Genomic DNA, 26,359 nt, shown 5'->3' with positions numbered 1-26,359 from the left:
CGGAGGTCACGACTGTTCCTTCGAACACCACCACGTCGTGCGTCCGCCCACCGTGCCCCGCGACATCGGTGCACCGCATCGAGGGCACACGGCGCCGGACTTGCGGTACGGGATGATCTCGCCGGTGTGGACGCCGCCTTTCTTGATCGCGGATCGGATGGCGCGGCGCAGGACGACACGTAGCTCGTCGAGTTCGTCGGTTGTGAGGGTTTTGCAACGCCGCGCCGGTGACTGCGCGCTCTGCCACAGGACTTCATCGGCGAGGAGATTGCCGACGCCGGCGATCGCGGCCTGATCGAGCAGCCGTGCCTTGAGAGGTGCTCCGCTGGAACCGATTCGGAGACGAAAATCCTCCCGCGAGATCTCAGCGGCATCAGGCCCGAGCGCGTCGATGTCCGGCTCGAGGCGAACCCTGCCGAGGCGGCGTTTGTCGAAGAGCCTGAGTTGACCTCCGTCTTCGAACGTCATGGCGAAGCGCGTCCATTCAGGCTTGTCGGTGTCGCGTTCACCGACGTGCGGGTCCCCGCCGCCGTACTGTGAGGTCTGGTCGCCGTCCGGTGCGGTGACGATGATTCGCCCGCCCATGCCGAGGTGGATACCAAGCGTCGGACCAGCGGAGCCGTCGGCGATCGTCGTCTCGCACCACATGGCCTTGCCCCGGCGACGAGCATCGGTCAGCTTGCCGCCCTTCAGTGCACCCGCGATCTCGCCCGGCCGATGCGGACGGCACTCGAACGTGTCGGTGTCGTCGATGTCGACAATGACGCGATTGAGCGCCTTCTCGACGACCTGTCTCGCGTTTTCGACCTCTGGCAGTTCCGGCACCTGTTCGGTCTACCCCTCCGGCGCGATCTGCTCAAGTGCTCAAGCCCTGTCATGGCCTCATCGCGGCTGTGCCGGTGGTCGGTGCGCGACGCCCCCGGGTCGAGCTATGCGTCCTGGTCCGGCAGCGGTCCGGCGTTGGCGATCTTCTTGGCATCCTCGACTGTCACGGTGAATGCGCTGTCGGGGTCATCCCAGAGGCGTTGGGTCGCCCTGGCGTGAGCGCGTACCGCGGGATTGCCGCTCTCGCTTGCGGTATCGAGGATGCCGGGAACTGTGTCGCCGAGTTCGATCAGCGCCCGGCTGAGACTCCGTTGGGTTTCACGGTCGCCGCGACCGAGTTCCGTTGCCAGCTCAAGCGCCACGGTGTGTTCGTGCCCGTCGGGAACCAGGACAACAACGGCACGCCACGCCGCTCGGGCCACCTCGTCGTCGGCATCGTGCACGAGCTCGAGGGGTATGTCAGCCCATGTCGCGCGATCGCCGATCTTCGACAAGGTGTGCAAGGCCTGACTGCGGGCCTGCGCCGTCGTGGAATGCAGCTCAGCCAGCAGGAGCGGGACGACGATCTCAGCAGGATGGCGGGTCAGTGCCCACGTCAGCATGTCCCGGACGTAGAAGTCCGACTCGAACGCGCAGCACTCCACCAGAACGCTGACAAACTCAGCGTGCGGCTCGGTGCCCGCTGCGAGCGCCGTTCGCAAGCGAGTCGACGAGTCAGCGTCATGCAACGCGTGCGTCAGACGCCGGGTCTGATCATTCTGATGTGGCCGGTCGATGGGACTCACCTCCTGGAAGTGATTCACAGCCTCTCATCCGATGTGGGTCTGACGCCACGGGATAAGACCGAGCCGTACGGGCACGCCGGTTCGGCGCCCTACGGGTGCTGGAGCGCGTTACTGTCCTTGAAAGTGCTGACTCGGCGAAGGAGCCGCGACATGGCGCGACACGGTCAGGACAAGGCGGACGTGGCAGCTGTCGTTGCAGACACCTCGCAGGGGCCAATCGAGTACACCGATACAGGCGCCGGCCCGCCAGTGCTGTTTCTGCACGGATCGCCTGGCGGCTGCGATCAAGGTGTCCTCATGAGCAGGTTCCTGGCAGTTCATCATCGAATCATCGCTATCTCGCGGCCCGGGTATCTGAACACTCCACTGGCAGAACGCAATCGGACTCCGTCAGCGCAAGCGGACCAGGTGGCCGAGCTCATGTCGACATTGGGTATCGACCGATTCGGTGTCATGTGCTGGTCGGGCGGCGGGCCGGTCAGCTATGAGCTGGCGGCCGCCCATCCTGGCCGTGTGGCAGCCGTCGCGGTCATCGCCGGCGTCAGTACGACGTTCAATCCTGCTCGAACGTTACGTGGCCGGCTCGAGATGGGCGAGGAGAGAATGCTTTTCACCCGGCTCGGTACGTGGTTCGCGAACGCTCTCGTCGACAAGGCTGCCGCCACCGCGATCTCGACGCTGGTTGCCGGCGAAGGTGACATGACTCGCGCGCAAGCGAAACAGCTGACTGCGCAGATCATGTCGGACCCCGGGCAGCGGCAATTTGCGACGGAACTGTTCAGCATGGTGACCGGGAACCGGAAAGCAGGGTTCGACAACGACTTCGAGCAATTTCGCACACTAGACCTACCGTTGGACGCCGTCGCCGCACCAGTGTTGATGGTGCATGCCCGAACTGATGCAGATGTCCCGTTCGAGCAATCCGTCTACGCAACCGATTCACTGCCCAACGGTCAATTGATGACAATCGACGCGGGCAGCCACCTTTCCGCGTGGTTGGGCCCGGATGCAGGTGCGGTGCAGTCGGCGGTCCTCCGCCACCTCGGTCTGCACTCGCCTTGGTGATTCTCTGCCCTCAACCGTCATTCAGCTCTGCTTACCTGCGGCCGCAGGCGGTTTGATCGTGCGCTGATTTCGTGATCGCGAGCGGCGTAGGGGCCCCATTCAGCGATTGCGTATCCTCCGCTCTTCCGGTGAACAAAAGACAGATAGTTAATTTGTTGCGGCCCTGCAACAATGTCCCTTAAGATCACTTTTGCGCTCCCAGCCGGGAGCAATTTCTCGAACTCTGGGGTTCCGAGTTCGATCGCAAGGAATGAATAGCGTTGTTGACGCACGGTCAGTCGTGGAGTGCATGTGTCGAGGTCGATCGGCTCCGATCGCGAGTTCTTCACCTGTCCGCTCACGTGTGACGGCGTCGGGTCAGCGGAGGCATGTGCCGGTCAGCAGGCCGCGCATCTCTCCCGGACAGGTTGACTGCACCGATGCGCGTGGGTGCCGATCATGTGGTGCCGCGTTCTTGCCGACAGGGAATCGCAAGAACGCACGAACCGCGGGTGCGCAGGGACAGGTGATTTCTCAAACTGGCAGGGGGAGAAGTTGTCTGAGGCACGTGGGCTGAGGGACGAGGTGGAGAGAACATCCTCAGCGATCCGTCGAGGGGTCGGGTCGTTGAGGCGAGCACGGAGGTGGCCGGTGGGCAACAACGCCGGCAACCGTGATGGTCGCGGCGAACCCGTGATCGTGCATGCTCGGGTCGTCGACACGACCATGTCCTCCGCTCACTGGTTGAGCTTGCTGCGCAGTCGTCTGGCGCCTGTTCAGACAGGAGAAGTGGTCGCCGAGGTGCACACTGCACGAGCGGGCAATGCGTATCTGGTGTTCACCTCGGGCCCGAGTGGAACGAGATCGGCTGTCGAGGGGGCCGCCGCAGCCGTCACCTCCGACCCGCACCGATTCGACCTGCTCACCGCGACCCCCACCCGACGACTGCAAGACTCCCCGCTGTGGTCTGTGCGGTACTGAGTTCGACGGACATGTTCTCGACTGGGTGAGCCACCGAGGTGTCGCCACGCGACAGTGGCCATACGTCCCACCCCCAGCCCGACACGCCGACCATCGAGATCGGACTCGGCTGATCGTTGGGTAGGGTTCTGCTAGTGAATTCGAGCCAACCCGTGAAGTCCGTGAACACCCGCATCGCCGAAGAACTGGCGGTCCGGGAAGCGCAGGTGGCGGCCGCTGTCCGGCTGCTCGACGAAGGCTCTACAGTGCCGTTCATCGCTCGCTATCGCAAAGAGGTGACCGGCAGCCTCGATGACGCCCAGCTGCGCACGCTCGAAGAGCGCCTACGCTACTTGCGCGAACTGGACGAGCGTCGGGCCGCGGTGTTGTCATCCATCGCCGAGCAGGGCAAGCTCACCGACGAGTTGAAGGCTGCGCTCAATGCCGCCGAGACCAAGTCCCGCGTCGAAGACATCTACCTCCCGTACAAGCCCAAGCGTCGGACGAAGGCGCAGATAGCGCGGGAGAACGGGCTCGAACCACTCGCGGATCGACTGGTCTCCGATCCGAGCGTTGTGCCAGAGGATGCTGCCGCCGGGTATATCTCAGAGACTGTCGCCGACGTCGCGGCTGCTCTCGAGGGCGCCCGTCACATCCTCACCGAGCGCATCTCAGAGGATGCCGAACTCGTGGGCACGATTCGCGAGAAATTCTGGGCGGAAGGATCGCTACGCACCACGGCGAGAACTGAGGAGATGGCGAAAAGTGCTGCCGCGCAGAAGTTCCGGGACTACTTCGACTTCTCTGAGCCGCTGGACAAGGTGCCTTCCCACCGCGTGCTGGCCGTGATGCGCGGCGAGAAGGAAGAGGCGCTGTCGCTCACCCTCGACGGTGGGGACGACGAGAGCTATCAGGCGCTCGCCGCGGCGGCCCTGGGCGTCGACACAGCCAATACCGGCCCGGCGACCCAGTGGCTGCTGAGCACCGCGCGGTTGGCGTGGCGCACCAAGTTGATGATCACCGCAATGGTCGACGCGCGTGTGCGTCTGCGTGCACGCGCCGAAGAAGACGCCGTCGCTGTGTTCGCCCGAAATCTCGGCGACCTGCTGCTCGCCGCACCGGCCGGGGCACGCACGACGTTGGGACTTGATCCGGGTTTCCGTACCGGCGTGAAGGTCGCGGTGGTCGACGGAACCGGCAAGGTTCTCGACACCTGCGCGATCTACCCACATCAACCCCAGAAGCAGTGGGACGTCGCCAAGGCGACACTCGCCGCATTGGTTGCACGACACAAAGTGGAACTGATCGCAGTGGGCAACGGCACTGCCTCACGAGAAACAGATGCCCTCGCCGCCGAGTTGATCACCGATATCCGGGCTTCGGGAGCTGACGTCCCGGCCAAGGCAATGGTGAGCGAGGCGGGCGCCTCGGTGTATTCCGCCTCCGAATACGCCTCACATGAACTGCCGGATATGGATGTATCGCTGCGAGGTGCAGTGTCGATCGCGCGGCGACTGCAAGACCCACTGGCCGAACTGGTCAAGATCGAACCGAAGTCGATCGGCGTCGGCCAGTACCAGCACGACGTCACGCCGGGGACACTGGCGCGCAGCCTCAATGCGGTGGTGGAAGACGCCGTGAACGCAGTCGGCGTTGATCTGAACACCGCATCCGTGCCGTTGCTCTCGCGCGTTTCCGGAGTGACGACGACTCTGGCAGAGGCAATTGTCGCTCACCGCGACACCACTGGCCCGTTTCGTAGTCGTAAGTCATTGCTGAAGGTTCCTCGCTTGGGTCCCAAGGCTTTTGAGCAGTGTGCCGGTTTTCTTCGAATCCGCGATGGGGACGACCCTCTCGATGCGTCGGGTGTCCACCCCGAGGCCTACCCGGTGGTCCGGAGCATCCTGGACCGATCAGGCGTGACCTTGGCCGAACTCATCGGCAACGAGCGCACCCTCCGATCGATCCGGCCGGCCGACTTCGCCGACGAACGATTCGGGATACCGACGATCTCGGACATTCTCGCCGAACTCGAGAAGCCCGGCCGCGACCCGCGACCGGCATTCACCACTGCGACGTTTGCCGCGGGTGTCGAGAAGGTTGCCGACCTCAAGCCGGGAATGATCCTCGAAGGTGTGGTGACCAACGTCGCTGCGTTCGGGGCGTTCGTCGACGTCGGCGTGCACCAGGACGGATTGGTGCATGTGTCGGCGATGGCCAACCGGTTCGTCTCCGATCCGCACGAGGTCGTGAAGTCGGGACAGGTGGTGAGGGTGAAGGTGTTGGAGGTCGACGTCGAACGCCAGCGAATCGGACTGACCCTCCGACTCGACGACGACACGCCTCGTTCCGGCGGTACGTCCGACAATCGCCCGGGTGGGCAGGGGCAACGACGGCCCAAGAACGCCGGTCAGCCGAGAAAGCCGAAGCGCGACAACACAACCGGAAAGCCGGCGGCGGCGCCGTCGAACGGTTCACTGGCACAGGCTCTGCGAGACGCAGGTTTCGGACGGTAGGAAACCGCCGCTCGCGCGACGGCTCCTTCACCAGGCCACATACGGTTGGGTACGGAACACCGCGTGGACGATCTGAGTCAGGAGCCCGAATGAGCGAACGCACGCCCAGCCAGTGGGAGAAGATCGTCGAGGCCGATCCGGCGCACTCCACACGTTATGTCGAGCGGTTTCGCACGATGGCGGCCCGCGGCCAGGACATCGTCGGAGAGGCGCGGCTGATCGATGCGATGCTCGCCCGCGGTAGTCGTGTTCTCGATGCCGGCTGCGGCCCGGGCCGGGTGGGCGGCCACCTCCACGACGCCGGTCATGAGGTCGTCGGCGTCGATGTGGACCCTGTCCTCATCGACGCTGCCGAGCACGATCATCCGGGCCCGACCTGGCTCGTCGGGGACCTCGCCGACCTTGATCTGCCGGCCCGAGGGGTGACAGCTGACTTCGATGTCATCGTTTGTGCGGGCAATGTGGTGACCTTTGTTGCGCCATCCACCCGCCGCGACGTCCTCGCCGGTTTCGCCCGGCACGTCGCACCGGACGGCCGGGTCGTCGTCGGGTTCGGTGCAGGCCGCGACTACCCGTTTGCTGATTTCCTCGATGACGCAACCAGCAGCGGACTCTCGGTTGACGTTCTCTTGTCCACCTGGGACCTGCGTCCGTTCACGGACGACTCCGACTTCCTGGTTGCCGTGTTCTCACTCGCGGCCTGACCGGCACGACCCGCGGGGGATTCCGGTGACACTTGTAGTCGACACAGAGATCTACGTGCTGCGAGATCATCCGCTCGCAGCGGGTGGCAGTCTGCCGCCACTGGATGCGCCGGCCTACGTACCCGGCGCGATCGACATGGCCGGACGACACGTTCGTTCTCGAGGGCCATCGGTTCTCGCCGGAGCTGCCGTCGGGTGTCTCGTGGGCGCGATGACCGGCCTCGGGGCAGGAGCAGGCACCTCGGCGGGCGCGGCGACAGGGTTACTGGTGAGCGAGATCAGAGTTCACGAGGTCGGCGACGCCCCCAACGCCCGTGCGCGCGTCCAGGATTCCGGCCCAACCGAGCACGTACGTGTCATGGAATACAACGTGCATGGCGGCATGGGCGGGCCTGGTCAATTCTTCGCCACGCCTGGTCGTCTGGACCACCTCGCCGCGACCATCCGGCGCGAGCACCCGGATATCGTGCTCCTGCAGGAGTTGGACCATTTCGCGACCCGGTCGAATTACACGGACACGTTGAAGCAGCTGGCGCAGCGATTGACACCGACGGGCGCCGTGATGACTCCGGCGATCGAGAAGGTGAACGGCCGTCGTGAGGGGACCGGGATTCTCACCTTCAACGGTTTCGACATCACCGATGCTCGAGGACTTCGGGTCGGGGATGCGTTGGGGGACAGCGCTCTCCGCCGTTTTCGGGCAGCGTCCGACGCGTACGCGGGAATGGTGAGTGGAAGAGTTCACCGGTCGTGGGTGCCGTTCGGAGGAGTGATCGAGTACCAACCGCGGGTGGCCACGGACGCGTTGGTGCGAACCCGTGCGGGGCGCGAGATCCGCGTGCTCTCAGGACATTTCAGCCCGCCTCATCACGGTATCGACGAGCAGCGGCGTCAGGTCGACCCGATCGCGGCAACGGCCCACACCTGGTCGGGACCCACCATCATGGGCGCCGACTTCAATGTGCGAGACGGATCGCCGGAGTTCCGGCGTGAGCACCAGATCTTTGCGTCGGTCGGCCTACTCGAGGCCACGGCAGGTGCACCCGCGAACAGCGACCGGATCTATGCCTCGGCGCATTTCGGCCGAGCCGATGCTCGCAAGGTGCTGCCGTCGGCCGGCGAAGTGCAGGCCAGTGACCACGCGCCGGTGGTTGTCGATCTTCTGCTCGAACCCGATCATTCTGGGCCCGAACGCGGTGATGCCCCGCCCGGCGTACCGGACGAGGCATCGACGCCGCGACCTAGCTGACCAACAGGTCCAGTTGGTCGTCGGTGACCTGCACGGAGACCTTGCCACCGTCGACGAGCACCTCGTCCAACAGCAGGTCTGCAATCCGGTCATCGACTGCACGCTGGATCGAACGACGCAGTGGTCGTGCGCCGAACTCGGGCTGGTGCCCGTGCTCTGCGATCCAGTCGACGGCAGCATCAGAGAACTCGATGTCGATTCCCTTGGCGCCCAACCGCTTGCGGCTGTCGGCCAGGAGCAGGTCGGTGATCTTGTGCAGCTGCTCGGTGTCGAGCTTGCGGAAGACCACGATTTCGTCGATCCGGTTGAGGAACTCCGGTCGCATCGACTCCCGCAGTCGGGCCATCACCCGCTCACGCACCGGCCGTTCCGCGGCTTCGGCGTCACCGGAGCTGAACCCGAGTCCACCGGACTTGCTGGAGATGATGTCCGATCCCAGGTTGCTGGTCATGATCAGCACGGTGTTCTTGAAGTCGACGGTGCGACCCTGCCCGTCGGTGAGACGACCGTCGTCGAGCACCTGCAGCAGCGTGTTGAACACGTCCGGGTGCGCCTTCTCGATCTCGTCGAGAAGGATCACCGAATACGGGTTCCGGCGCACCTGTTCGGTGAGCTGCCCCGCCTCGCCGTACCCGACGTACCCGGGGGGAGCCCCGATCAGTCGGCTGACCGTGTGACGTTCTCCGAACTCGCTCATGTCGAGTCGGAGCATCTTCTTCTCGTCGCCGAAGAGCGAGGCTGCCAGCGCCTTTGCCAATTCGGTCTTTCCGACGCCTGTCGGTCCGAGGAACAAGAAACTGCCCACGGGCCGATCCGGATCGCTCATCCCGGTACGGCTCCGGCGAACCGCACGCGCGATGGCCTTCACCGCATCCTCTTGCCCGACAACACGCTGATGTAACTCATCCTCGAGGCGGCGCAGACGCTCCCGTTCCTGCTCGGTCATCTGGCTCGCCGGGATCCCGGTGACACGGGCGACCACTTCGGCGATGTGTTCAGCGGTCACCTCAGGTGTTTCGCCTGCCTCGGACGGCCCGCCCGACAGACGTGCCTGGAGCCGGGCGGTCTCGTCACGCAATGCGGAGGCCTTTTCGTAGTCCTCCGCCGCGACCGCCTGCTCTTTGGCCGCCTCGAGTTGGGTCAGTTGCTTCTGGATCGCCTCCAGGTCAGTGGTCGGTGAAGCCAGTTGCATCCGCGCACCGGCTTGGTCGATGAGATCGATCGCCTTGTCCGGCAGGAACCTGTCCCCGATGTAACGGGCGGACAGCTCGACGGCGGCGCGGATCGCCTCATCGGAGTATCGGATCCCGTGGTGTTCCTCGTACCGCCCGCGTAGTCCGTCGAGGATCGCCACCGCGTCCTCGACGCTGGGTTCGGGCACCGTCACCGGTTGGAATCGACGCTCGAGCGCGGGATCTTTTTCGATGTTCTTCCGGTACTCGTCGAGCGTCGTGGCACCGACGATGTGCAGTTCACCGCGAGCGAGCTTGGGCTTGAGGATGTTTCCGGCATCCATCGACCCCTCGGCTCCGGCACCGGCACCTGCGATGGTGTGCACTTCGTCAATGAAGACGATGAGTTCGTCCTTGTTCGCTGCGATCTCATCGATTACCTTTGTCAACCGCTCTTCGAAGTCGCCGCGGTACCGGGTCCCCGAGACCATGCTCGACAGGTCGAGCTGCACGATGCGCTTGCCTGCGAGACGATCAGGCACGTCGCCGTCGACGATCCGTTGGGCGAGACCTTCGACGATGGCGGTCTTGCCGACACCGGCTTCGCCTACCAGTACCGGGTTGTTCTTCGTACGTCGAGACAGGATCTCGATGGTCTGTTCGATCTCGTCGGCACGGCCGATGACCGGGTCGACGCCCCCACCGCGGGCTTTCTCGGTCAGATCGAATCCGAACTTGTCCAGCGTCGGGGTGGCTGTCGTGGACTCAGCAGCGACCGAGCCGCCCTGAAGTGCGGTCTGCAGGTGTTCGGGTGTGATGCCGGCAGCGGCGAGCAGACGACCCGCAGCCCTGTCATGGTCGGCAGCGAGGGCGAGGAACAGATGTTCTGGGTCGATGTACGTCGAGCCCAAGGTCTGGGCGAGTTGGTGAGCCTCGAACACAGCGGTTTTCAGTGCAGCGCTCAGTGAGGTGGTGGTGAAACCATTGGTCGGCGTTCCCTGAGGAAGACGCTGTTCGATGGTGTCTGCCACCGCCGTCGTGTCGGCCCCGGCGCGCTCCATCAGCGTTTTTGTGGGCTCCGTGGCGGTCATGACGCGCAGAACGTGTAGAGCGTCGAGTTCTGTGTCGCCCCGACCGGAGGCGAACCTGGCGGACTCGGCGATGAGGTCTTGGGTGGACCTGCTCATCAGCCGACTGATGTCGATGCGACGCGGGCCATCGGGGCCGAAGAATGCGGGCATTCGCGGAGCCTCCTTGTTAAGAGTTGAGTGAATCTGACTCAATTAACATGAGTGAGGTTCTATCAATTCCCGACCGCTGCGGTCAATTCTGCAACTCGGGTCGCGCGGAGGCCGGATCGGGCGTGTGGTCGCCTCGGTGAGCCGTGACGCGATAGCGTGGGCGGAGAACTTCGAGCGCACATCATGAAGCGAGGACGACGTGGTCGATACGAGCTCCACCTTGGAAGATCTGTCTCGCAAGCACCTGGACATCGCGCGCGACGATTCGCATGGCCGCAGTGCCGACATCCTTGTCCATGACGGTCCGCTACGTCAGACGTTGATGGCGATGGTTGCCGGTACCGAACTCGGCGAACACAATTCGCCGCCGGCGGCGAGCATGCTTGTACTCAGCGGCAGGGTCAAGGTGACCGCGGATGAGGGTGAGGTCGTCCTGAACGTGGGTGAACTTCGTGGGCTCACGCACCATCGGCACAGCGTGACCGCGATCGAGGACTCGGTTTTCATCCTCACCACGGTCACCGGTTACGGCGAACCGTCGCGGCGCTGACCCAAATCATCTCGACCCCTTCGCCTGCCCAGGGGTGGGCGCAACGGGGTCGCGGGACGACCCGGGTGACACTTAGCCCTTGCGCTAAGTATCCGTCTGCTGATAGTTTGCCTTATGGCTCAGTATTCGGAGCAATTGAACGGGGTTTTCCAAGCCCTCGCTGATCCCACCCGCAGGGCGGTGATCGGGCGCCTGGGGGAGGGGCCGGCGAGTATCAGCGAGCTCGCCCAGCCATTCGACATGGCCTTGCCCTCCTTCATGAAACACATCCGGCAACTCGAGGACAGTGGCTGGATACGCACGATGAAGGTCGGCCGTGTTCGCACCTGCGTCATCGAGCAACGGCAGTTCGATGTCGCACAGGATTGGTTGGAAAGCCAGCGTGCCCTGTGGCAACAACGCACCGATCGACTCGAGAGCTTTGTCGTCAATGAAGTAGCGACGCAACAACATCAGGAGAAATGACATGACAACACAGGCCAACCCCGAGCTCGACCTCGTCATCTCCAGGGTCATCAAGGCTCCGGCAGCCGCGGTATGGGACGCCTGGACAAATCCTGCCAAGTTCGAGAAGTGGTGGGTTCCCCATCCGACGGTATGCAGGGTGCGCGAGATGGATTTGCGGCCCGGCGGTTCTTTTCGTACAGAGATCAGGGAAGACGGGGGTGGATTCGAACCACACATCACCGGCTGTTTCCTGGCGGTCGACCCGTTCCGGCGGATTGTGTTCACCGACAGCCTCATAGCCGGCTGGCGCCCATCTGCGGACGCATTCATGACTGCAATCATCACCGTTGCCGACCACCCTGAAGGCACCGAATATGAGGCCAGGGCCCTGCACTGTTCCGCTGCGGATCGAGACAGCCACGAGCGCATGGGCTTTCATGACGGTTGGGGAACTGTCACGCGGCAGCTCGCGGATCTCGTCGAAGGCGAGCCCAGCTGATGAAACTGACGCTCATGCAGTTCGTGTCACTCGATGGGGTCTGCCAGGGCCCCGGGTCTCCCGACGAAGACACCACTGACGGGTTCACGGGAGGCGGCTGGTTGGTTCCGCACATGGACGAAGAGTTCATCACGATTGCCGCGAGATGGCTCGACCAAGCGGACGGTTTGTTGTTGGGTCGGCGCACATATGAGAACTTCGCGCGTGACTGGCCGGCGATCACCGACCCCGACGATCCATTCACGAAGAACATGAACGGGCTCCCGAAATACGTTGCCTCCCAAACTCTGACTACTGCCGCCTGGTCCCCGACGACGATCTTGTCCGGTGACGTGGCGGGGCAGGTCGCCGAGTTGAAATCCCGACCGGGTCGCGACCTCCAGATCCATGGGAGTGCCCGGCTCGGACAGTCGATGCTAGCCGCGGGATTGGTCGATGAGATCCGGCTGGTGATCGCTCCGGTGGTGGTGGGTTCAGGACGGCGGTTGTTCCCTGCCGGGGGAACGCCCGCAGGTCTACAACTCATCCGCCATGAGAAGACTCCATGCGGTCTTGCCATTCATGAATACAAGACCGTCGGTGCACCGGTGACGGGCATCTACGAACCGGTGTAGTCGGCGAACGTGTGCCGAAAGGTGTTGTGACGGGCGTGGATTCGATTCCTCACGCCTGATCTTCGCCCGCCTTCACCACTTTGCACGGTGGTGGCGCGCTGTTGAACCCCGAGAACTCAGAAGCGCTTCCATTACGATGGCGGTCATGCGATTTGGATTGTTTGTGCCTCAGGGATGGCGTCTGGACCTCGTCGGGATCGACCCCGCCGACCAATGGCCGGTGATGCGTGATTTTGCGGTGCGCGCCGACAACGGTCCGTGGGACTCGGTGTGGGTCTACGACCACTTCCACACGGTTCCAGCTCCCACCGACGAGGCCACCCACGAGGCGTGGACGTTGATGTCGGCGCTCGCAGCGTCCACGTCACGTGTTCGGCTGGGCCAGATGTGCACGGCGATGAGCTACCGAAATCCGGCATATCTCGCGAAGGTGGCCGCCACGACCGATCTCATCTCGGGCGGAAGGGTCGAGATGGGGATCGGTGGCGGCTGGTACGAGCACGAGTGGCGGGCCTACGGTTATGGCTTCCCGTCGGCGGGGGAGCGACTGGGCCGGCTCGACGAGGGGGTGCAGATCATGCGGCAAGCGTGGAGCACAGGCTCGGCCTCGCTCGATGGGAAGCACTACCAGGTCGATGTGCAATCGTCCGTCCACTTCCTCTACAGGAGGGCGGCATTCCTCTGTGGATCGCGGGTGGGGGCGAGAAGGTCACCTTGAAGATCGCCGCGAAGTACGCGCAGTACACGAACTTCGATGGCACCCCCGAAGGATTTGTACAAAAGTCCGACATCCTGCGGACGCACTGCGAAGCCGTCGGCTCTGACTTCGACGCCATCGTCCGGTCTGCCAATTACAACGTCGCGATCGGTTCCACCGAGGCCGAGGTGGAACAGCGGTTGAGCACGCTCAAGGATCGACTTACCCCGCACGTCGGCGCGGATGCGGCCGAGGGCGCCCTCGGAGCGTTTCGCGGACTACCAGGGGTGGGAACCCCTGAGCAGATCATCGAGAAGCTGACCGTACTCAAAGGCCATGGTCTCTCCTACGGCATCTTCTATTTCCCTGAGGCTGCATACGATCTTTCGGGAATCGAACTCTTCGAGAAGGAGGTCTTGCCCGCGCTCGCGTGAGAGAACGTCATCGAATCACGACCCGGGGACCTCTGTGCCCAGATAGAAGGCCGTGGTTCGCATCTCGGCTGAACGCGCGGCATCCTGCGATGCACCCGCAGCAATATGCGCGTCTGCCCAACGACGACTGCTCTCGGACATGAACTGCCGGGCGGCATCGGTCTGGGCCCACTCGCTGGTCTCGGCCGGCGCATCGGCCCCGGTCTCGAGGTGCAGCGCGAGACCGAGCAGACCGAGATCCCAGCCGATCCCGACCGCGCCCGGCCCGTACTGCCTCCACCGATCGGGATCGATGTCGCCGGAGTGCTCGATGACAAGTCGCGAGTGCTCATCGGCGACTTCTTCGAGCCGGACGGTCAGGTAGGTGATCTCTTCGCCGAACTTCCAGGTGAGGGTGAAGCTCGTCGGCGGATCGCAGGTTTCGACGGTGCCACTGGCATTCCCTTCGATGTGGTATTCGCCTCCCAGTACCAGGTCGCCAGTGACCTTGCCGAACCACCGCGCCAAGCGGTCTGCCGTGGTGCAGGCTTCCCAGAGGTCGGCCACAGACGTGTTGTACACCTGAGTCAGGCGGGCTGATGTGCTGATCGTCGAGCCGTTGTCCTTTGCGCTAACCGTCCTGTCCACACTGCTGAGTTGCTTTGCCGTATCTGGGAATTGGCCGTCGGTCATGTCAGGTCCTCTCGGTGGGCTGTTCCTTTTCGTGCGCGCTTGCCACGGGCGATCTCGGTGTCCAGCGCGGCCAGTCGCGGCATCCAGAAGCCGCGGAATGCTGCAAGCCATTCATCGACAGCGCGCAACGGATCGGCATCGACCGCGTAGAGCCGACGTGCCCCGTCGGGACGTACGGTCGCGTAACCGTTGTCGCGCAGGACGCGGAGGTGCTGGGACACCGCCGGTTGACTGATTCCGAACTCGCTGCCGATAGTTTGCGACAGCTCTCCGGCCGACCGTTCCCCGTCCGCGAGCAGCTCGAGCAGTCTCCTTCTGACCGGGTCGCCGAGGATGTCGAGTGCGTGCACCACAGCTATATTTCACAGACCACTTATATAAGTCAAGACGCAAATAGCCTCGATGTGCCCAACGAAAAACGACCCGCCGGGCGGCGGGTCGCGTGTTGAGGGATTGGTGGGGGACGGCCCGATTCTGGGGTTGTTGTCCCCGTCGACAAGGTCGGCGACAGGTCTGAACCTGCCGCATTCAGCTTTGGAGTTCGCGCAGGAAGCCGTGGCACTTTTCAGCGCGTTCGGAGTCCTGAGCCATCACCTGCTCGAAGAAGTCTGCGATGTCGTCACGGCCGGCGTTGCGGGCATCACGCACGTACTGGCCGTAGTCGTGCCCGGCTTTGAGTGAGTGGTACTGCACCGAGATCAGATCGAATGAGACATCATCGAATCCGGTTTGTCCTGCAGGCATGTTCAACCCTTCCTTTTAGAATAGTGATTCAGGCAACATGAAGGATTCCTCGGTCGTGGGGTTTCAAACCTGCTCGGCAGGAATCACTCCGGAACTTCGGCGCCGACTCGGCACGGAGCCCCTTTTCGGCATGGGAGACGGCGCTTGATCAACACCGCCTGACCGCTGTCGAGATGTGGCATGGCATCTGGACGCGGCGCGACAGCAGACTCGCCGCGGGAGCGCTATCCCCAGTTCGGTGTACAGCGGCGGACAAAGGTATGTTCGGGCGAACACGAGACGTCACCACCCATCAGGCGCTGGACCGCCTCCCCGACGAAGAGGGCGCAGAACATGGCACGCAGAACCATCGAACAGATCACCGACGACCTCGACGGTTCCGATCTCGACCCTTCGGACGTGATCGTGGAAACGTTCACCGTCAACGGTGTCGAATACTCCCTCGATCTCGGCCCCAAGTCGGCCGAGAAGTTCGACAAAGACATGCAGAAGTGGATCGACAAGGCCACCAAGATCGGTGGCCGTCAGAGGAGGGCCACTGCCAAGCAGGCGCCGGCCGCCTCCGAAGTGCGCAGCGACAAGTCGCAATTGGCCGCCATCCGTGAATGGGCCCGCGAGAACGGTTACGAGGTCTCCGACCGCGGCCGTATTCCCAACGCCATCGTCGAGGCATTCAACGCGGCTCACAACTGACGCACGGGCAGAAGTTCCTCCGCGCCGGCTCAGATTCTTTGCGCGACCCGGACGGATGATGTTGTCCGCATTCGCGTAAGCGACCGTTTGCGTAGTGTGAGCGACATTGCCTTCCTCGGTAGGAGCTCAGACATGGCAGACGACGAGAACGTGGTGACAACCACCAGTGGGCCGGTTCGGGGCCTGGACGACGGGATCACCAAGTCGTGGCGGGGTATCCGCTATGCAGCGCCACCCACGGGCGAGCGGCGTTGGCGGGCGCCGGTGCCACCGGAACCCTGGGCCGACGTCGTCGACGCGACCACGTTCGGTCCGGTGGCGCCGCAACCGAACAATCCGGTGATCACGCTCGGACCCGGCGCCGTCAAGGACGAGGATTGCCTGAGCCTCAACGTCTGGTCGGCGTCAGTGGTCACTCCGGACGACCCACGGCCGGTCATGGTCTGGATCCACGGGGGCGCATACATTTTCGGCACGTCGAGTCAGCCGTTGTACGACGGGCGCGCACTTGTCTCTGATGGCGACGTCGTGCTGGTGACGGTGAATTACAGACTCGGCGCGCTGGGATTTCTGGATCTGTCGTCGTTCAGTACCGCTGAGCGGGTCTTCGACACCAACCTCGCGCTGCGAGACGTGATCCTCGCGTTGCAATGGGTTCAAGACAACATCGCCGGCTTCGGGGGAGACCCGGAACGGGTGACCCTTTTCGGGGAATCAGCGGGCGGGGGCATCGTCACGACACTCCTGACCGTTCCGGCTGCGTCAGGACTGTTCTCCCGTGCGATCGCGCAGAGCTCGCCGGCGACCTCGGTGTACGACAGCGCAAGGGCGAAACGCGCCGCCGACATCTTTCTCCAGAAGGTCGGGGTCGAACCGGATTCGGTTGCGACACTGTACGACATGCCGGTCGACCGCCTCGTGTCGGCAGGACTCGAACTGTTCAGCGATGTGCCGGCCGCGACGCCCGGCACACTGGCGTTCGCGCCGGTGGTCGACAAGGATCTGCTGCCCGACTACCCGCTGGCGGCGGCCCGTGCCGGCCGCTCGAACCCCGTTCCTCTTATCATCGGTACCAACAAAGACGAGGCGGCGCTGTTCAAGTGGATGAAGTCGCCGTTGATGCCGATCACCCCGGATGCGATTCGTGCCATGTTCGCCGAGATCGCGGCAGAGCAGCCGGAACTCAAACTGCCGAGTGAGGCCGAGATCGGCTCGGCCTACTCAGGTTTGAAGATGAAGGCAGCCGGGCTCGCTGTCGCCCGTGACGTCGGTTTTCGGATGCCGACCATCTGGCTCGCCGAAGCGCACAGTGCCGTCGCGCCGGTGTATCTCTACCGGTTCGACTGGGCCACACCGATGCTGCGGGCCTTGCGGGTCGGGGCCACCCATGCCACCGAATTGCCGTATGTCTGGGGCAACCTGGTGGCCGGCCGCAAGGACATCACGTTCAAACTCGGTGGCCTGAAAGTGGGGAAGGCGCTTTCTGCCCGTCTCCAGAATCGATGGGTGAACTTCGCCGTGGACGGTCATCCCGGCGGACTACCGGGCGACCCGGAATGGCCTCCGTACGTACCGGATCAGCGTGCGACCCTGGTGATCGACAGGCAAGACAAAGTGGTCGATGACCTCGACCGGGATCTGCGTGCGGCGTGGGGTACCGAGGTGCTGAACTTCCTCTAACCGGTATCACCGGGGGCATCGACGAGGCCTTCGAGATACCTTGCCACCCCGTCGTCGTCGTTGGTTGCCAGGATGTGATCGGCAGCTGCGAGCGCATCGGGTGAGCCGTTCGCCGGACACAGCGCCAGGCCGGCCCATTCGAGCATCGGCAGATCGTTGATCGCGTCTCCACAGGCCGCGACCTCGGTCGGATCGATGTCCCACGCGTCACACAGCCGGGCGAGTCCACTGGCCTTGGAGACGCCTTCGGCGGCCATCTCCACGTAGGGCGCGCCGGAATGGGTCGGGGTCACGCCGGGGATCCCGGCCTGCGCCACTTGCCGGAAGAGGTCGACGCTCGGGATGTGAGCGTGGCGCGCAACGACTTTGACGATCGGTTCGTCGTCCAATGAGGCCGTGTCGCTCATCTCCATGGTCAGCGGATCTCGATGGTGGTCGGCGTAGACACAGAGCGCGGCGTAGGCCGGGTCGGCGATGAAACGAGTCGGGCCGACCACGGCGAACACGGTGCCGGGAAACAGGGTCCGCACCTGTTCGATTGCCGTACCGGCGACGTCCGGTGCCATCGCCTGCAGGTCGAAGATCGTGGCCTCGCCGTCGGTGAGGTCGATCAACACGGCGCCGTTCGCAGCCACGGCATAACCGCGAAAGCCACTGTCGACAGCAAGGTTGCGGACCGAATGTTGCGCTCTGGCAGTCGCCCATACCACTCGGATACCTGCTGTAGCAGCGGCGGCCATAGCCGCCGCCGACCGTTCACTGATCGTTCGTCGAGACGTCAGCAAGGTGCCGTCGAGGTCGGTTGCCAGCAGCCGGATACTCACACGAGCATGATGCCAAGCGGTGGTGCGGCCCGGTGCACGAGATGGCGGTTCAGGCAGTTGGCCAGGTCGTAGCCCGGTGCTGCGGCCAATTCAAAATGGAGCATCTCCGACACCGTTTGGCGGTGCGGGCCCTCTGCCCGCTGTAACGTCTGCGCTGGAGGCCCGCCATGATCCTGGAGTACATCCGGTACCGCATCGACGAATCATCAGCTGCCGAGTTCGAGGCTGCGTACGCCCGCGCCGCCGACGCCATGCACAAGTCCGAGCACTGCATCGACTTCGAGTTGTCGCGCGCAGTCGAAAAGCCCGACCACTACATCCTGCGCATCACGTGGGACTCCCTGGATGGACATCTGACAGGCTTTCGTGGCAGTGAACTGTTCCGGGCGTTCTTCGCCGAGATCAAGAACTACGTGGGCGCCATCGACGAGATGCAGCACTACGATCTGACCGGCGTGACCGGTACCGGCTCGGGCGCCGACGTCCCGCCCACCCTGTTCGAATGGGCGGGCGGCGCAGAAGCGTTCGACAAGCTTTTCACGCGTTTCTACGAACTGGTCCCGCAAGACGAGTTGTTGGCGCCGATGTTCGCAGGGATGGATGCGCATCACGCGCAACATGTCGCCTCGTGGGTGGGCGAGGTATTCGGTGGCCCTGCCGAATACACCGCGCCCGGCGGCGGCTACGAGAACATGCTCGCGCATCACGTCGGTAAGGCCATCACGCCCAAGCAACGCCGGCGCTGGGTGGACCTACTGCTCGACGCAGCGGACGAAGTGGGCCTGCCCGGCGATCCGGAGTTCAGGTCGGCCTTTGTCGCCTACCTCGAGTGGGCCACCCGCATCGCGGTGGAGAACTCCCAGCCCGGCGCCACGCCGATGCCCCATGCCCCGGTGCCACGTTGGGGCTGGGGTATGGCCCCTCCCTGGCAAGGTTGAACGGTCCTGTCCGAAGCGATCGATACCGTTGACGGATGCACCTCGATGACGTTGTGACCACCAGCGCGGCGGTCGCCGCAACCCGTTCGCGGAAAGCGAAGACCCTCGCCATCGCAGATCTGTTGCGCGGCGCCGCGCCGCAGGACGTACGCGCTGTGGTCGCCTGGCTGTCAGGCGAGACACTGCAAGGCCGACTCGGCATCGGTTGGCGTACGCTCTCGGGAGCCCGGGCGCACGCGGCCGCAGCCCCGACGTGGACGGTGGCAGAAGTCGACAACCTGCTCGACGAGTTGGCCGCGACCTCCGGTGCCGGCTCGGTCAAACTTCGAAAGGAGTTGCTGGGCAGCCTGTTCGAGAGGGCGACATCAGGTGAACAAGACTTCCTCATCCGGCTGCTCACCGGGGAGGTACGCCAGGGAGCGCTGGAAGGCGTGATGACCGAGGCGATCGCTACGGCCTCCGATCTGCCGGTTGACGTTGTGAGGCGGGCGTTCATGCTGTCGGGCAGCCTTGCCGAGACCGCGGCCGCGGCAATGAGTGGCGGCGCAGCCGCCCTTCAGTCATTCGGTTTGGAGGTCGGCCGGCCGGTGCGGCCGATGCTTGCCTCGCCCGCGAAGTCGCTCGGCGAGGCGCATTCGGCGCTAGGTGGGTACGTGAGCGTGGAGTACAAGCTCGATGGTGCTCGAATCCAGGTACATCGCAACGGCGATGACGTGGCGATCTTCACGCGAACACTCAACGACATCACCGAACGGGTACCCGAGCTCGTGCAGTTGGTGCGTGACCTGCCGTGTGAGTCGGTGGTTCTGGACGGGGAGACACTGGCGCTCGCCGACTCGGGCCGACCCCGGCCGTTCCAGGAGACGATGAGCAGGTTCGGCGCCAGTTCGCAGCGCGATTTATTGCTGCAGCCGTATTTCTTCGACTGCCTGCATCTCGACGGTGAAGACCTGCTCGACCGGCCTCTGTCCGACCGGATAGGTGTACTCGATCGTCTTGCGCCCCAGCATCGGATTCCGGCGCTACGATCTCCGACTGTCGAGGAGACCGAGGCCCACCTCGATGCTGCGCTCGCCGCAGGTCATGAAGGCATCATGATCAAAGCCCTCGACTCGACGTACGCGGCGGGCCGGCGGGGCAAGTCGTGGCAGAAGGTCAAACCGGAGCACACGCTCGATCTCATCGTGCTGGGTGCCGAATGGGGCTACGGCCGTCGGACGGGCTACCTCTCCAATCTGCACCTCGGTGCTCGTGATCCGGATGGCGGGGAGCCGATCATGGTGGGTAAGACGTTCAAGGGGCTCACCGATGAGCTGTTGCGTTGGCAGACAGAAGAGTTCCCGAAGGTGGAGCGAAACCGCGACCAGCACACGGTATATTTGTATCCGCAGATCGTGGTGGAAATCGAGTTGGATGGTGTGCAGGTGAGCACTCGATATCCCGGCGGTGTCGCGTTGCGTTTCGCACGCGTCTTGAGGTACCGGCCGGACAAGACCGCCGCGATGGCCGACCCCATCGAGGCGGTCCGGGCGATGTTGCCTGGAGACGGGATTTAGCTCAACGGCTGCGCGGCGAGTTGAAGGACGCGCGCCTCGGACGTGCGCCTGGCCTCGGCGGCCTGTGTCGATTTCGAATCCAGATCCGGGATGCGACCTACCAATGTGAGGTCGTCGGCGACAACCTCGACCCTCATCCCCAGTGCTTTTCCGAGAACCTGGGTCAGTGGCGGAATGGTGTGGTCCAGCGACTCCTCGGCCGTGCCGGGCGTGTACACAAGGCCTCGAGAGGAGATGACCACCACCGGCTTACCTGCGAACGGTTGGTCGGGAGTGTCGAAAGGCGCTGTGGTGCCCAGCACGTGAATGTGGTCGATCCAGGCCTTCAGGGTGGAGGGCAGCGACCAGTTGTACATAGGTGCACCGACAACCACCACGTCGGCGGAGATCACTTCGTTGATCAGTTGCCACTGCAGGGCCTCCGACTCGGCACTGGGCTTCTCGGTGGCGGACCGCAGCCTGGTGGCGTAATGCAGTCCTGCGTCGGAAAGGTGTGGGATGGGGTCGCGATGGAGATCGCGGTAGGTGACCGTTCTCGTCGAGTCGGCGGCGAGCCATGTCTGCGCGAACAGCTGGGTCAGCTCGCGAGAGCGGGATGTGTGGACGTCGGCGGACGAATCGAGGTGAAGTAGGTGAGCCATGGTCTCATTCTGCCCACCCTGGCAGACGGGTCAGATGAGTGTCTCCGCGTGCTACTGGACGCCTACCCGTTTTGGTGCCGTGGACCACAGGAGCAGCACACCGACGGCAATTCCGATCCCGAGGTACAGCCAGCCCAAAGGTGCTTGCGAGTTCTCGGGCAGGACCCCCGCGGTGGTCATCGCGGCACTGACGATGAGGTAACACCCTGCACTCACCACCCCGCCGATCAGGCCGAGGTTGCGGTCGAACAGGCCCAGGGCAAGCCCGTACATCTGCGGGCACAAGACACCGCACCCGGCCAATGCGAGACAGGCGCCGATCGTGATGGCCGGTGCGTTCACGCCCATCAGCGCTGCGGAGGCGACGAGAACGATTGCCCCGCAGAAGAAGACGCCCAGTGCTCCGAAGGCCAGAGGTCGGGTGCGGATGCGGGTCGCAAGTGTCCCGCACGCCAGCTCGCCCAATAGGTTCGCACCGCCGACGATCAACGCCATCGCGCCGTACGCGGCCGGTGAGAAGTCCAGTTCTTCTTGATAGAGAAATGGGCCGACCACACCGAACACCAACTGCGCTGATGCCATCAGGCCGAATACGACGATCAGCACCACGAACACGCGGTGGCGTAACGCGGCGGCCAGGACACGTGCGGTGACCCGAAAGTCCACCCGATCACGGTCATCGGCTGCGAGCGTTTCCGGAAGCGCGAACGTGACCAGGACAGCGACCGAGGCAGCGAGCAGCGCGATGAGAGCGAAGATCCACCGCCACGAGATGAACTGCACCAGCAGTCCGCCGACCGCCGGAGCCAAGACCGGAGCCACGCCCCACGCCGCGCCGAGTAGGCCCGAGACAGCGATCAGTCGAGTACCGGCGAAGCAATCGGCGGCGATGGCGTAGGCCAGGACCAGGCAAGCGCAGGCCCCGCAACCCTGGAGAAAGCGTAGGACGAGCAGGGTGATCACGTCGTCTGCGACCGAACAACCCAGGCTCGTTGCGACGACGATCGAAAGGCACACCAGCAACACCGGTTTGCGCCCGACCGCGTCCGAGATCACGCCCACCGGGATGAAGGCCAACGCCATACCCAACATGTAGGCGGTGACCGTGTTCTGCATGGTCGTGCTTGTCGACCCCAGCTCGGCCGCCATGTCGGGGAGCGCAGGAGTGTATGCATCCAGCGGAATCTGGCTCAGCGGAATGACCATCAACAGGATTGCGACGATCCCGCGCGATGCCACAGGCACGGTTGGCCTCGTCACGAAGTCATTCCCGTCAAGGGCAGCATCCGGAGAACGCTACCGCCCCCCGGGCCAGAACACGCCGCGAGCGTCAGACGACGTTGTCGCCCTGCTCATTCCAGAACTGGATAACTGCCGTGGACAGAGCCGCGGGCTGTTCGATCGCCGGGATCACGCGGGCATCGGCGACGGTGACCTCGCGCGCATCGGTCATCGTCGCCGCGACCGCTCTGGCCTCCGCAGGCGTCCATTCGCCTCGGTCATCAGTGGTGACGAACAGAGTCGGACAGTCGATTCTCTCGACCGCCCACGTCAGGTCTGTCCGATTGAGAATCGCTGTGGAGATCGCATTCACCATCGCCGCGTTCGTCACTCGACGCATCGAAGACCTCAGCAAGGCGACCGCTTCTGTATCGGTCGCCCGTGTCCGGTCGGTGAACAGTGTCTCCTCGATCGCCTTGCGCGGTAACCCCCGAGGACCGAACACGCGGTACAGCGGGGCGAGGGCGCGGACCTTAAGACGCAACGGCTTGCTGATCGGAGTCGTCGGTGCGCTGATCGCGGTGAGAGTGCGGACCAGGTCAGGCCGTGTTGCGGCCAAGTGCATTCCGACATGCCCTCCCCATGCGTTGCCGAGCCAGTCAACCGGTCCGCCGAGGTCTTCGGCCAGCGACGTCATCAGCTCAGCTGCTGCAGAGGCGCAGGCTGCGATGTCGGTGGGCCGAACCAGGGCGTCGCTCTTACCCGACGAGGGGGCGTCGACGAGGAAAAGACGCCGGTGTTCGGCGAGGGTGGGCAGCACCCGGTCCCAGCTCGACGAGTCCACGAACATGCTGTGCCACAACACCGCGGGTGGACCATTGCCCACTGCGCGGACGTGCAGGCCACCCAGGCTGGTGGGGACAGTTGACGTGATTTCGGCAATGGCCATGGGAGCTCCTCATCGATCGGTTCAATTGAGATTACAGCGAGTAAAGTCAAATGAATATAGGCTGATCGAATGGTCCGCACATACTCGTCGGAGGTCCGCGCAGAACGAGCTCAGGAAAAACGACGCGCAGTCGTGGCAGTGGCGCACGCGATGTTCGTCGAGGAAGGGTGGGTGCCCACCACGGTGGCGAAAGTTGCTGCCGCCGCGGGAGTCACGCGTCAGACGGTCTACTCCCAATTCGAATCGAAGTTGGCGCTGCTCGACGCCTGTATCGATGGTGCGCTCTCTGATGGTCGGGCCATCCCAGTTCGAGAGATGCCCGAGTATCGCGCGATGGGCGTCGGCGATCGGCGCGCGCGAGTAGCGGCCGGGGCACGATGGCTCTGCGGTGCGCACGAACGGTCAGCGGTCATCCAGGCCGTGCTCGATCAGGCGGCTGTCACCGATGCCGAGGCGGCTTCGCGGCTCGCCGAGCGCGAACGCACCCGTCACAACGAAGTCCGATTTGCGCTGTCGCTGATCCTTGACGCCGAGCCCGAGACGCTCATCGTCGATGCGGTGTGGACGATGGCGTCCCGGCGGGTGTGGCTGATGTTGGTCGACGAACAGCGATGGAGCGGCGATCTGTGGTGTCGCTGGTTTGCTGCTCAGGTGACACTGCTCGTCGATCCACACGGTCCGCTGACCGGTTAGAGGTCAATCGGCAGACGGCGGGACGAACTCCGGTTGGTCGAGCAGCCTGAGCCAGCTGCCGTCGGGTTGACGCCGCACCACCTGTGCTCGTGCGCCTGACCCGTCTCGGGGTGGTGTTGACGTCAATGCGATGTGTCCGCTGATGAGTGTCGGCAGCGGCGCCTCTGGTTCGAACTGTGGCCGCGACGTCAGCACCTTCTCCCACAACGCCTGAATGGCGGCGCGACCAACGGTCTGTTCGCCCGGGGGATAGGCCATGACAGCCTCGTCTTCGTAAAGCAATGCCACCCCCTCCGCGTCGCCTGCGTTGCAGCGTTCGACGAACAGTCGGGTCAGGTCCTCAGGGCGCAGCGCCCTTTCTCGATTCGGCACGATGTCTCCTCGTTGGTCGGTATGTGACTGATTTCAGCCTCACGTCCGCCATTCAAGAAGTCCAACAGATTGTTCTTCTGCGAACTAGAATTACTGGATATGGAGCTACGTCAACTCGAGTACTTCGTCGCGGTCGCTGACGAATCGAACTTCACGCGTGCGGCAGAACGGGTTCACATCAGTCAATCCGGGGTGAGCGCACAGATCAGGCAGCTCGAGAAGGAGCTGAACTGCGAATTGTTCGACCGCTCCAGTCGGGTGGTGCGGCTGACGCCGGCTGGGCGTGCGGCACTCGAACCGGCTCGGCATGCGCTGGCTGCGGCTGCGGGAGTGGAACAGGCTGTCGACGAGGTGGCGGGTTTGCTGCGCGGCCACCTCACCATCGGCATGGTGACCGGTTGCACCATCACGCCGTTGTTTGCCGCCTTGGAGAAGTTCCATCGATCGCATCCCGGGGTGGAGGTGATGTTGCGCGAGAGCTCATCGGACCTGATGGTCGGTGAAGTACGCAGTGGAACAATCGATCTCGCTCTGATCGGTGCGGCCGGTAGTCTTCCGTCCGGGCTCAACTCGATGACGATCATGAGTGAAGGTCTGTGTGCGATGGTGCCTGTGGGCCACTCGTTGGACAGGCGGAAAAGCTTGAGCGTGAACGACATCGCCGACCAACGCATCATCGCCATGCCTGCGGGGACCGGTCTGAGAACAGCATTCGACCGAGCATGTCTTGCTCACGGTGTGGAACCGGTGATCGCGCTGGAGGCAAGTGCACCGGACGCCATCGTGGAACTGGCAGCCAGGGGACTCGGAATCGGCATACTGAGCATGTCGATGGCGGACGATCATCGTGATCGACTCACCGCCGTTCCCCTTGCCGGTCTACCTGATCCCGCACTGCTGGCTGTCGTCTGGCCCGAGTCCGCCGGCCCGGCCGTTCGTGCGCTGGTGCCCGAACTCGAGGAGGCATTCGCGCTGTGAATCCGCACGCTTTCGCCGACTCCGAACGAGCAGCCGTGTACCGGGCCATCGGCGAACGACGAGACATGCGGCGGTTCGTTCCCGATTCGGTGGTGCCCGAGGAAGTCCTGACGCGGCTCCTGCAGGCTGCCCATGCGGCCCCGAGTGTGGGGCTGATGCAGCCCTGGCGATTCCTGCGCATCACCGACAACATGCTGCGCCGGAAGATCCGCGACATCGTCGACGAAGAACGGTGTCGGACTGCGGAGGCGTTGGGGGAGCGGTCGGACGAGTTCCTTCAGCTGAAGGTCGAAGGTGTTCTCGATTGTGCCGAACTGCTGGTCGTGGCACTCGGCGACGACCGCGACCGGCACATTTTCGGGCGTCGAACGATGCCGAGAATGGACCTCGCCTCGGTGTCCTGTGCCATCCAGAACATGTGGTTGGCCGCCCGGGCGGAAGGTCTCGGGATGGGCTGGGTATCGCTGTTCGATCCTGAGGTCCTCAGTGATCTGCTCGACCTGCCGCCCGGCGCCGAGCCGGTCGCAGTGCTCTGCCTCGGACCTGTTCCCGATTTTCCCGACCGGCCTGCCCTGGAGATCGATGATTGGGCACACGGTCGGCCGATCTCGGAGTTCGTCACCGAAAACCGCTGGAGCTGAGCGCCTTTGAAAGGCAGAAT

27 protein-coding genes and 1 pseudogene are annotated in these 26,359 nt (G+C 63.9%); 17 read left to right on the top strand and 11 right to left on the bottom strand.

Translation table 11 applies throughout. The annotated features are described in order from the left end of the window. Positions 1-6: 6 nt before the first annotated feature. Both WIMU1_RS15500 and WIMU1_RS15495 read right to left on the bottom strand, forming a co-directional pair. Positions 7-825 (bottom strand): DNA-formamidopyrimidine glycosylase family protein, encoded by an 819-nt coding sequence (locus WIMU1_RS15500; RefSeq protein WP_062798468.1) that lies wholly within the window; start codon positions 823-825, stop codon positions 7-9. A 104-nt stretch (positions 826-929) separates the two neighbouring features. Beyond that, a complete protein-coding gene (locus WIMU1_RS15495; RefSeq protein WP_120802978.1) occupies positions 930-1,601 on the bottom strand; it encodes a HEAT repeat domain-containing protein in 672 nt (223 codons plus the stop codon). Positions 1,602-1,760: 159 nt separating this feature from the next. Here WIMU1_RS15495 and WIMU1_RS15490 point away from each other — a divergent pair, with 159 nt between their 5' ends. The 5 genes from WIMU1_RS15490 to WIMU1_RS15470 all read left to right on the top strand — a co-directional run bounded on the left by WIMU1_RS15490 (position 1,761) and on the right by WIMU1_RS15470 (position 8,083). Further along, positions 1,761-2,675, top strand: coding sequence for an alpha/beta fold hydrolase (locus tag WIMU1_RS15490; RefSeq protein ID WP_062798465.1), 915 nt, complete (start codon positions 1,761-1,763; stop codon positions 2,673-2,675). Positions 2,676-3,305: 630 nt separating this feature from the next. After that, the gene (locus WIMU1_RS15485; protein ID WP_062798463.1) at positions 3,306-3,635 is read left to right on the top strand and encodes a hypothetical protein; all 330 of its coding nucleotides are present in this window, start codon (positions 3,306-3,308) and stop codon (positions 3,633-3,635) included. Between the two features lie 152 nt (positions 3,636-3,787). Next, on the top strand, positions 3,788-6,130 hold the full coding sequence (locus tag WIMU1_RS15480; RefSeq protein ID WP_174548746.1) for a Tex family protein: 2,343 nt from the start codon (positions 3,788-3,790) through the stop codon (positions 6,128-6,130). Between the two features lie 89 nt (positions 6,131-6,219). Further along, positions 6,220-6,834: a class I SAM-dependent methyltransferase gene (locus tag WIMU1_RS15475; RefSeq protein WP_062798459.1), complete on the top strand. Its 615-nt coding sequence runs from the start codon at positions 6,220-6,222 to the stop codon at positions 6,832-6,834. Positions 6,835-6,859: 25 nt separating this feature from the next. Further along, positions 6,860-8,083, top strand: coding sequence for an endonuclease/exonuclease/phosphatase family protein (locus tag WIMU1_RS15470; RefSeq protein WP_062798458.1), 1,224 nt, complete (start codon positions 6,860-6,862; stop codon positions 8,081-8,083). On the opposite strand, the gene WIMU1_RS15465 is transcribed toward WIMU1_RS15470, so the two are convergent. Next, the gene (locus WIMU1_RS15465) at positions 8,076-10,496 is read right to left on the bottom strand and encodes an ATP-dependent Clp protease ATP-binding subunit (RefSeq protein ID WP_062798456.1); all 2,421 of its coding nucleotides are present in this window, start codon (positions 10,494-10,496) and stop codon (positions 8,076-8,078) included. The genes WIMU1_RS15470 and WIMU1_RS15465 overlap by 8 nt on opposite strands. A gap of 199 nt (positions 10,497-10,695) precedes the next feature. Between WIMU1_RS15465 and WIMU1_RS15460 the strand changes: the two genes are divergently transcribed. From WIMU1_RS15460 to WIMU1_RS15440, 5 genes and pseudogenes are all read left to right on the top strand, one after another. Next, entirely contained in the window at positions 10,696-11,046 is a 351-nt protein-coding gene (locus WIMU1_RS15460; RefSeq protein ID WP_062798454.1) for a cupin domain-containing protein, read from the top strand. Positions 11,047-11,160: 114 nt separating this feature from the next. Next, positions 11,161-11,511, top strand: a complete 351-nt coding sequence (locus WIMU1_RS15455) for an ArsR/SmtB family transcription factor (RefSeq protein WP_062798452.1) — start codon at positions 11,161-11,163, stop codon at positions 11,509-11,511. Between the two features lies 1 nt (position 11,512). Continuing rightward, complete coding sequence (locus WIMU1_RS15450; RefSeq protein ID WP_062798451.1) at positions 11,513-11,992, top strand: SRPBCC family protein; 480 nt, start codon at positions 11,513-11,515, stop codon at positions 11,990-11,992. Then, positions 11,992-12,606, top strand: a complete 615-nt coding sequence (locus WIMU1_RS15445; RefSeq protein ID WP_062798449.1) for a dihydrofolate reductase family protein — start codon at positions 11,992-11,994, stop codon at positions 12,604-12,606. Before WIMU1_RS15450 ends, WIMU1_RS15445 begins: the two co-directional genes overlap by 1 nt. A 145-nt stretch (positions 12,607-12,751) precedes the next feature. After that, positions 12,752-13,737 (top strand): annotated as a pseudogene (locus WIMU1_RS15440) (LLM class F420-dependent oxidoreductase). A 15-nt stretch (positions 13,738-13,752) separates the two neighbouring features. On the opposite strand, the gene WIMU1_RS15435 reads toward WIMU1_RS15440, so the two are convergent. From WIMU1_RS15435 to WIMU1_RS15425, 3 genes are all read right to left on the bottom strand, one after another. Then, complete coding sequence (locus WIMU1_RS15435) at positions 13,753-14,409, bottom strand: SRPBCC domain-containing protein (RefSeq protein ID WP_062798448.1); 657 nt, start codon at positions 14,407-14,409, stop codon at positions 13,753-13,755. Next, the gene (locus tag WIMU1_RS15430; RefSeq protein ID WP_062798672.1) at positions 14,406-14,759 is read right to left on the bottom strand and encodes an ArsR/SmtB family transcription factor; all 354 of its coding nucleotides are present in this window, start codon (positions 14,757-14,759) and stop codon (positions 14,406-14,408) included. The genes WIMU1_RS15435 and WIMU1_RS15430 overlap by 4 nt, the downstream gene beginning before the upstream one ends. Before the next feature lie 178 nt (positions 14,760-14,937). After that, entirely contained in the window at positions 14,938-15,153 is a 216-nt protein-coding gene (locus WIMU1_RS15425; RefSeq protein WP_062798446.1) for a hypothetical protein, read from the bottom strand. 333 nt (positions 15,154-15,486) lie between these two features. On the opposite strand from WIMU1_RS15425, the gene WIMU1_RS15420 reads away from it, so the two are divergent. Together WIMU1_RS15420 and WIMU1_RS15415 are read left to right on the top strand one after the other, a co-directional pair. Further along, the gene (locus WIMU1_RS15420) at positions 15,487-15,846 is read left to right on the top strand and encodes a histone-like nucleoid-structuring protein Lsr2 (protein ID WP_023957995.1); all 360 of its coding nucleotides are present in this window, start codon (positions 15,487-15,489) and stop codon (positions 15,844-15,846) included. A 132-nt stretch (positions 15,847-15,978) separates the two neighbouring features. After that, positions 15,979-17,526 (top strand): carboxylesterase/lipase family protein, encoded by a 1,548-nt coding sequence (locus tag WIMU1_RS15415; RefSeq protein ID WP_062798444.1) that lies wholly within the window; start codon positions 15,979-15,981, stop codon positions 17,524-17,526. Here the strand turns inward: WIMU1_RS15415 and WIMU1_RS15410 are convergent. Next, the gene (locus tag WIMU1_RS15410; protein ID WP_062798443.1) at positions 17,523-18,350 is read right to left on the bottom strand and encodes an HAD family hydrolase; all 828 of its coding nucleotides are present in this window, start codon (positions 18,348-18,350) and stop codon (positions 17,523-17,525) included. The two genes, WIMU1_RS15415 and WIMU1_RS15410, sit on opposite strands and share 4 nt — an antisense overlap. Before the next feature lie 167 nt (positions 18,351-18,517). Between WIMU1_RS15410 and WIMU1_RS15405 the strand changes: the two genes are divergently transcribed. Continuing rightward, positions 18,518-19,288, top strand: coding sequence for a group II truncated hemoglobin (locus WIMU1_RS15405; RefSeq protein WP_062798440.1), 771 nt, complete (start codon positions 18,518-18,520; stop codon positions 19,286-19,288). A 35-nt stretch (positions 19,289-19,323) separates the two neighbouring features. Then, the gene (locus tag WIMU1_RS15400; RefSeq protein ID WP_062798438.1) at positions 19,324-20,844 is read left to right on the top strand and encodes an ATP-dependent DNA ligase; all 1,521 of its coding nucleotides are present in this window, start codon (positions 19,324-19,326) and stop codon (positions 20,842-20,844) included. Here WIMU1_RS15400 and WIMU1_RS15395 read toward each other — a convergent pair. From WIMU1_RS15395 to WIMU1_RS15385, 3 genes are all read right to left on the bottom strand, one after another. Further along, positions 20,841-21,485: an FMN-dependent NADH-azoreductase gene (locus tag WIMU1_RS15395; protein WP_062798436.1), complete on the bottom strand. Its 645-nt coding sequence runs from the start codon at positions 21,483-21,485 to the stop codon at positions 20,841-20,843. The two genes, WIMU1_RS15400 and WIMU1_RS15395, sit on opposite strands and share 4 nt — an antisense overlap. Before the next feature lie 51 nt (positions 21,486-21,536). Continuing rightward, complete coding sequence (locus tag WIMU1_RS15390) at positions 21,537-22,730, bottom strand: multidrug effflux MFS transporter (protein WP_245969003.1); 1,194 nt, start codon at positions 22,728-22,730, stop codon at positions 21,537-21,539. Positions 22,731-22,815: 85 nt separating this feature from the next. After that, positions 22,816-23,655 carry an alpha/beta fold hydrolase gene (locus WIMU1_RS15385; RefSeq protein ID WP_062798432.1) on the bottom strand — a complete coding sequence of 280 codons (840 nt, stop codon included), beginning with the start codon at positions 23,653-23,655 and terminating at the stop codon, positions 22,816-22,818. 69 nt (positions 23,656-23,724) lie between these two features. Between WIMU1_RS15385 and WIMU1_RS15380 the strand changes: the two genes are divergently transcribed. Beyond that, the gene (locus WIMU1_RS15380; RefSeq protein WP_062798430.1) at positions 23,725-24,348 is read left to right on the top strand and encodes a TetR family transcriptional regulator; all 624 of its coding nucleotides are present in this window, start codon (positions 23,725-23,727) and stop codon (positions 24,346-24,348) included. Between the two features lie 3 nt (positions 24,349-24,351). Here WIMU1_RS15380 and WIMU1_RS15375 read toward each other — a convergent pair whose 3' ends face one another. Then, positions 24,352-24,720, bottom strand: a complete 369-nt coding sequence (locus WIMU1_RS15375) for a YybH family protein (protein WP_062798428.1) — start codon at positions 24,718-24,720, stop codon at positions 24,352-24,354. A 99-nt stretch (positions 24,721-24,819) separates the two neighbouring features. On the opposite strand from WIMU1_RS15375, the gene WIMU1_RS15370 reads away from it, so the two are divergent. After that, entirely contained in the window at positions 24,820-25,698 is an 879-nt protein-coding gene (locus WIMU1_RS15370) for a LysR family transcriptional regulator (RefSeq protein ID WP_062798427.1), read from the top strand. After that, positions 25,695-26,339 (top strand): 5,6-dimethylbenzimidazole synthase, encoded by a 645-nt coding sequence (gene bluB, locus WIMU1_RS15365; protein ID WP_116915207.1) that lies wholly within the window; start codon positions 25,695-25,697, stop codon positions 26,337-26,339. The genes WIMU1_RS15370 and bluB overlap by 4 nt, the downstream gene beginning before the upstream one ends. The last annotated feature ends 20 nt before the right edge of the window (positions 26,340-26,359 follow it).

Origin of the sequence: Williamsia muralis NBRC 105860, assembly GCF_001598915.1 — a bacterium.
In the GTDB taxonomy this organism is placed as follows: Bacteria; Actinomycetota; Actinomycetes; order Mycobacteriales; family Mycobacteriaceae; genus Williamsia; species Williamsia muralis.
This window is presented reverse-complemented; position numbering and strand designations above follow the sequence as displayed.